The organism is Streptomyces thermovulgaris (assembly GCF_002155915.1).
Classification (GTDB): Bacteria; Actinomycetota; Actinomycetes; order Streptomycetales; family Streptomycetaceae; genus Streptomyces; species Streptomyces thermovulgaris.
Map to the genome: position 1 here is coordinate 1 of NZ_MUME01000063.1, position 6,174 is coordinate 6,174.

A 6,174-nucleotide genomic window follows, 5' to 3' on the forward strand; every position below is an offset into this window, starting at 1 on the left:
TCGGGCACGGCGGCATGGGGACCGTGTGGCGGGCCAAGGACGAGATGGTGGACCGCGAGGTCGCCGTCAAGGAGCCGCGCATCCCCGACCACCTTCCCGAGCGGGAACGCGCCAACGCCTTCGAGCGGATGCGCCGGGAGGCCCGTGCCGCCGCCCGGCTCGACCACCCCTCGGTCGTCAACGTCCACGACGTGGCCGTCGTCGACGGGCAGCCGTGGATCGTGATGGAGCTGGTGCAGGGCCGCTCGCTCGGCAGCGTGCTGCAGGAGGGCACGCTGGACGCCCGTGAGGCGGCCCAGGTGGGCCTCGCGGTGCTCGGCGCGCTGGAGGCCGCGCACGCGGCGGGCATCCTGCACCGGGACGTCAAGCCGGACAACATCCTGCTCGGCCGGCACGACCGGATCGTCCTCACCGACTTCGGCATCGCCCAGATCGAGGGCGAGACCAACCTGACCGACACCGGCGGCTTCGTCGGCTCCCCCGAGTACATCGCGCCGGAGCGGGTGCTGGGGCAGCGGCCCGGCCCGGCCTCCGACCTGTGGTCGCTCGGCGTGGTGCTGTACGCGGCCACGGAGGGCGTCTCCCCGTTCCGCCGCAGCAACACCCCGGCCACCCTCCAGTCGGTCCTCAACGCCACGCCCGCGCCGCCGGCCGCCGCCCGGGGCCCGCTCGCCGAGGTCATCAACGGCCTGCTGCAGAAGGACCCGGCACGCCGGCTGAACGCCGCCCAGGTCCGCACCCGGCTGGAGCAGGTCCTCGCCCCGCCCGCGCCCACGCAGGTGGTGCAGTTCGCCGGGGGCAGGGGGCCGGCCCTGAGACTCGGCCGCAAGGCGTGGCTCGGGCTCGGCGCCGCGGTCGTCGCGGCGGCGGTGACGGCGTACGTCCTGATCGTGCGCCCGTTCGCGGGTCCGCTGCCCGAGGGCTGGAAGACCCGGCACGAGAAGGCTCTCGCCGCGACGCTGGCCGTGCCGGAGGAGTACCAGCGCGAGGTGCCGGAGCGGAGGAGCTTCGACAGGACGCACTGGGTGGCCTACCGCGACTGGAGCGGCAGCATCACGGTCAAGCTGGACCTGCTGAAGAAGTCCGAGGACTCCGGGGGCCGGATCAAGGACTCCGCGGCCGCCCAGATGTACGACGAGAACGACTCCTTCAAGAAGTCCGGCGACTACAGCCTCGACATGCCCAAGGACCCGAAGACCCAGCCCAGGGAGTCGACGTACCGGGGCAGGCAGGCCGCCGAGAACACGATCTCCTACACCACCGACGACCGGACCCGCCCGAAGCCGGTCGAGCTGCGGATCTTCTACTACAAGACCACCGGAGGCGACCTGTACAAGCTCACCGTCGGCTACCCCGGCAAGGGCGACTTCACCGAGCGCGGCCGTGAGGTGGCGAAGACCGTCATCGCCAACCTGGACATCCACCAGCCGTGACAACGCCCTGATCAGGGCATTTGTTGCCAGTGACCACTGGCGGCGCGTGAGGGCGCGGTGAATCCTTATTACCGACGGGTACACAAAGTCGTCGGTGGGGCATACCCTGCGCCTCATGACGGACGCGCAGGCCCCGGTGAAGACCGGCACGAACCCCCTGGCCCCCGCCCCCGCGGGGGCCCGCACCGCCGCCGACGTGGTGACGCCCGACCTGGTCGCCCGGCTCACCAAGGGCGTCATCGGGTCCGGCCGGACCGCCAACCACACCCCGTTCACCGGGGAGAAGCTCGCCGACCTTCCCGAGTCCACCCCCGAGGACGTCGCCCACGCCTTCGAACGGGCCCGCGCCGCACAGGCCGTATGGGCGCAGATCCCCGTACGGCAGCGCGCGGCCGTCCTGCTCCGCTTCCACGACCTGCTCCTGGAACGCCAGGCCGAGATCCTCGACCTGATCCAGCTCGAGACCGGCAAGGCCCGCCTGCACGCGCACGAGGAGGTGCAGGCCGTCGCCGTCGCCGCCCGGCACTACGGCCGCAGGGCGTCCGCGTATCTGAGGCCCCGGCGGCACACCGGCGCCGTCCCGGTCCTGACGAAGGTCACCGAACTGCGCCACCCGCGCGGTGTCGTCGGCCAGATCGTCCCCTGGAACTACCCCCTGGAGCTGTCGGTCGGCGACGCGCTGCCCGCCTTCGTCGCGGGCAACGCGGTGGTCATGAAGCCCGACACGGAGACCTGTCTGACCGCCCTGTGGGCCCGTGACCTGCTGATCGAGGCCGGGCTGCCGGCCGAGGCGTTCCAGGTCGTCATCGGCGACGGCCCCGTCGTCGGCCCCGCGGTCGTCCGGCACGCCGACTACGTCTCCTTCACCGGCTCCACCCGCACCGGCCGCGAGGTCGCCCAGGGCGCCGCCGCCCGTCTGATCGGCTTCTCCCTCGAACTCGGCGGCAAGAACGCCATGCTGGTCCTGGAGGACGCCGACGTCGAGAAGGCGGCGGCGGGAGCGGTCCGCGCCTGCTTCTCCTCCGCCGGCCAGCTGTGCATCTCCATCGAGCGGCTGTACGTCCACGAGTCGGTCGCGGACGCCTTCCTCGAACGCTTCGCCGCCCGCACCAGGGCGATGCGGCTGGGCACGGCGCTGGCGTACGGCGCCGACATGGGATCGCTGGTCGGCGAACGGCAGCTGGAGACCGTCACCCGGCATGTGGAGGAGGCCGTCGCCCGGGGCGCCACGGTGGTGGCCGGCGGTGTCGCCCGCCCGGACATCGGCCCCTACTTCTACGAGCCGACCATTCTCGACGGCGTCGACACCTCCATGGCCGTGTGCACCGAGGAGACCTTCGGCCCGGTCGTCTCGGTCCACCGCTTCAGGACCGACGACGAGGCCGTCGAGCGCGCCAACGCCACGCCGTACGGCCTGAACGCGTCGGTCTGGACGAGGAACGCCCGCCGCGGACGTGCGATCGCCGCCCGGCTGCGGGCCGGCACGGTGAACATCAACGAGGGCTACGCCCCCGCCTACGGCAGCGTGCAGGCGCCGATGGGCGGCATGAAGGACTCCGGCCTGGGCCGGCGGCACGGCTCCGAGGGCATCCTCAAGTACACCGAGGCCCAGACCGTCGCCCACCAGCGGCTGCTGCCCATGGCCCCGTCGCTCGGCATGGACGACGAGCAGTACGCGGCACTCATGAGCCGCAGCCTGCGGCTGATGAAGGCGTTCCGCCTCCGCTAGCCACCCCCCGGTTCCGTCAGCCACCACCCGGTTCCCGACGAGGAGGGCATGTGTCACAGGGGAGGTCCGCCCGGACCCGGGACGAGGACGCATACGCGCACGACCACGACCACGACGACTCCGGCACCCACGACACCCGTGACGACCACTACGACTACGACGTCATCGTCGTGGGGTCGGGGTTCGGGGGTTCCGTCTCCGCCCTGCGCCTGACCGAGAAGGGCTATCGCGTCGGCGTCCTGGAGGCCGGCCGGCGCTTCACCCGCGAGAGCCTGCCGAAGAACTCCTGGGACCTGAAGAACTATCTGTGGGCCCCGAGGCTCGGCATGTACGGCATCCAGCGCATCCATCTGCTCGGCAATGTCATGGTGCTGGCCGGTGCGGGCGTCGGCGGCGGCTCCCTCAACTACGCCAACACCCTCTATGTGCCGCCGAAGGCCTTCTTCGACGACCCCCAGTGGCGGGACATCACCGACTGGCAGGAGGAGCTGAAGCCGTACTACGACCAGGCCCGGCGCATGCTCGGGGCGCGGCTCAACCCGACGACGACCCCCTCCGACGTCCATCTGAAGGCGGCGGCGCAGCGGATGGGCTGCGGCGACACCTTCCACATGGCGCCGGTCGGCGTGTTCTTCGGCGACGGCAAGGACGCCGACGGCGGGACGAGGGCGAAGGCGGGCGAGCGGGTCGCGGACCCCTACTTCGGCGGGGTGGGCCCCGACCGCAACGCCTGCATCGAGTGCGGCGAGTGCATGACGGGCTGCCGGCACGGCGCGAAGAACACGCTGAACGAGAACTATCTCTATCTCGCCGAGAAGGCCGGCGCGGTGGTCCATCCCATGACGACGGTCGTGTCGATCACGGAGGACGCGCGGGGCGGATACGCGGTCGCCACCCTCCCCACCGACAACCGGAGGAAGGGCGCGGGCCGCCTGTTCACGGCACGCCGGGTGGTCCTGGCGGCCGGGACGTACGGCACCCAGACGCTGCTGCACCGGATGAAGGCCGGCGGAATGCTGCCGTATCTCTCGCCCCGGCTGGGCGAGCTGACCCGCACCAACTCCGAGGCACTGGTGGGCGCCCAGACCGACAACCGGCGCTACCGCAGGGCGACCGGGAAGCCGAAGGCGGACTTCACCCGCGGAGTCGCCATCACCTCCTCCGTCCACCCCGACGAGAACACCCACATCGAGCCGGTCCGCTACGGCAGGGGCTCCAACGCGATGGGCGGCCTGTCGATCCTTCAGGTGCCGTACGTGGAGGGCTCGTCCAGGGTCGCGGCCTGGCTGCGCAACGTGGCGCGCCATCCGCTGCTCTTCCTGCGCTCGCTGTCGAACCGCCGCTGGTCGGAGCGCACGATCATCGGTCTGGTGATGCAGTCCCTGGACAACTCCCTGACGACGTATCTGAAACCGTCCGGCATCGGCAAGGGCCTGCTCACCGCCCGTCAGGGCCACGGTGCGCCCAACCCCCAGCAGATCAGGGCCGCGACGGAGGCCGCCACCGCGCTCGCCGCCGAGATCAACGGTTTCGCCGGCTCCAATGTGGGCGAGCTGATGGGCACTCCGCTCACCGCCCACTTCCTCGGCGGCTGCCCGATCGGCGCCTCCCGCGAGACGGGTGTCATCGACCCGTACCACCGTCTCTACGGCCACCCCGGCATCTCGGTCGTGGACGGCTCGGCGGTCTCGGCGAACCTGGGGGTGAACCCGTCCCTGACCATCACCGCCCAGGCGGAGCGGGCGATGGCGTACTGGCCCAACAAGGGCGAGCCCGACCCGCGTCCGCCACAGGGAGCGGCGTACCGGCGGCTGAGGCCGGTCAAGCCCCGGAACCCGGTGGTCCCCGAGGGCGCCTTCGGCGCGCTGAGGCTGCCGTTCCTGGAGGTGCCGGCGGTGCCGCCGAAGAAGTGACCGCCGGGGGCGGCGGAGGAACAGCCCGTCAGGGACGCGGAGAAGCAGAGAAGAGAGCGGAGAAAGAGAGAAGAAGGGAGGAGGAGAAGGACCCGCGTCCCCCTCCTGACGCAGGTCCTTCTCCTTGGGCCGGGAGGGCTCCACGTCATGTCACGTGGAGCCCTGAGCCGTGTGGCGCGTTACGCGACCGCGCCCGCCTTGCGACGGCGCACGACCACGATCGCCCCCGCACCGGCGGCAACGGCGGCACCGCCGATGAGGCCGATCACCGGCAGGGCGGAGCTGGAACCGGTCTCGGCCAGCTTGCCCTCGAGCTTCGGGGTGGTGCCGTCCGGCTTGGTGTCGGCGATCGGAGCCTTGCCGCCCACCTGCGGCTTGGTGCCGTCGGTGTTCGTACCGGCCCCGACGATCAGGAACTTGTAGGACACGCCGCCGACGCCGACGCACTCGCCGTCGCCGTCGCCGTAGATGGTGGCGCCGAGCGTGAAGCCGGCACCGACCGGGGCGTTGGCCTTGACGTTGACGCGCAGCGGGATGTCGACCTCGTAGTCGGGCTCGAGCACGTCGGTGTAGCCGACGTAGCCGACCGCGTAGCCGTCCGAGTCGAGGTCCTCCCAGACCTTGTCCTCGGGGTTCCAGGCCTGGAGCTGGACCTGCTTGGACTTGAACAGGTCCTCGCCCTCCTTGTCGGACGAGGCGCCGGCGAAGTAGTCGAGGTCAGTGAGGGTGGAGTCGGAGTTGTTGGCCACGTTCAGCGTGAACTTGTGCCAACCGCTGCCCGCGGCGATCTTGCCCGGCAGGCCCTTGATGCTGACGTCGACCTTGGTGTCCTCGCAGAGCGGCGGCTCCTCCTCGTCGGGGGACTCGGTCTCCTCGGGAGCGGAGGGGCTCGGCTCGGGCTCGGGGGACTCGGTCTCCTCGGGAGCGGAGGGGCTCGGCTCCGGCTCGGGGGACTCGGTCTCCTCGCCGGGAGAGGTGGGCTCCTCGGTCTCCTCCGTCCCCTCACCGGGGGACTCGGTCTCCTCGCCCTCCTCGGTCTCCTCCTTGGGGGACTCGGTCTCCTCCGCCTCCTCCTTGGGGGACTCGGTCTCCTCGCCCT

Annotated in this window: 4 protein-coding genes; 3 read left to right on the top strand and 1 reads right to left on the bottom strand. The window is 71.4% G+C overall.

What is annotated here, in order from left to right:
• The 3 genes from CCN35_RS06695 to CCN35_RS06705 all read left to right on the top strand — a co-directional run.
• Window positions 1-1,433: serine/threonine-protein kinase (locus CCN35_RS06695; RefSeq protein WP_107501031.1), on the top strand; the 1,433-nt coding region annotated here is incomplete at its 5' end.
• 115 nt (window positions 1,434-1,548) lie between these two features.
• The gene (locus CCN35_RS06700; RefSeq protein ID WP_067394643.1) at window positions 1,549-3,162 is read left to right on the top strand and encodes a succinic semialdehyde dehydrogenase; all 1,614 of its coding nucleotides are present in this window, start codon (window positions 1,549-1,551) and stop codon (window positions 3,160-3,162) included.
• Window positions 3,163-3,212: 50 nt separating this feature from the next.
• The gene (locus tag CCN35_RS06705) at window positions 3,213-5,075 is read left to right on the top strand and encodes a GMC oxidoreductase (protein WP_079129729.1); all 1,863 of its coding nucleotides are present in this window, start codon (window positions 3,213-3,215) and stop codon (window positions 5,073-5,075) included.
• 179 nt (window positions 5,076-5,254) lie between these two features.
• On the opposite strand, the gene CCN35_RS06710 is transcribed toward CCN35_RS06705, so the two are convergent.
• Window positions 5,255-6,174 (bottom strand): LAETG motif-containing sortase-dependent surface protein (locus CCN35_RS06710; protein ID WP_245863036.1); only part of this gene is annotated, 920 nt, incomplete at its 5' end.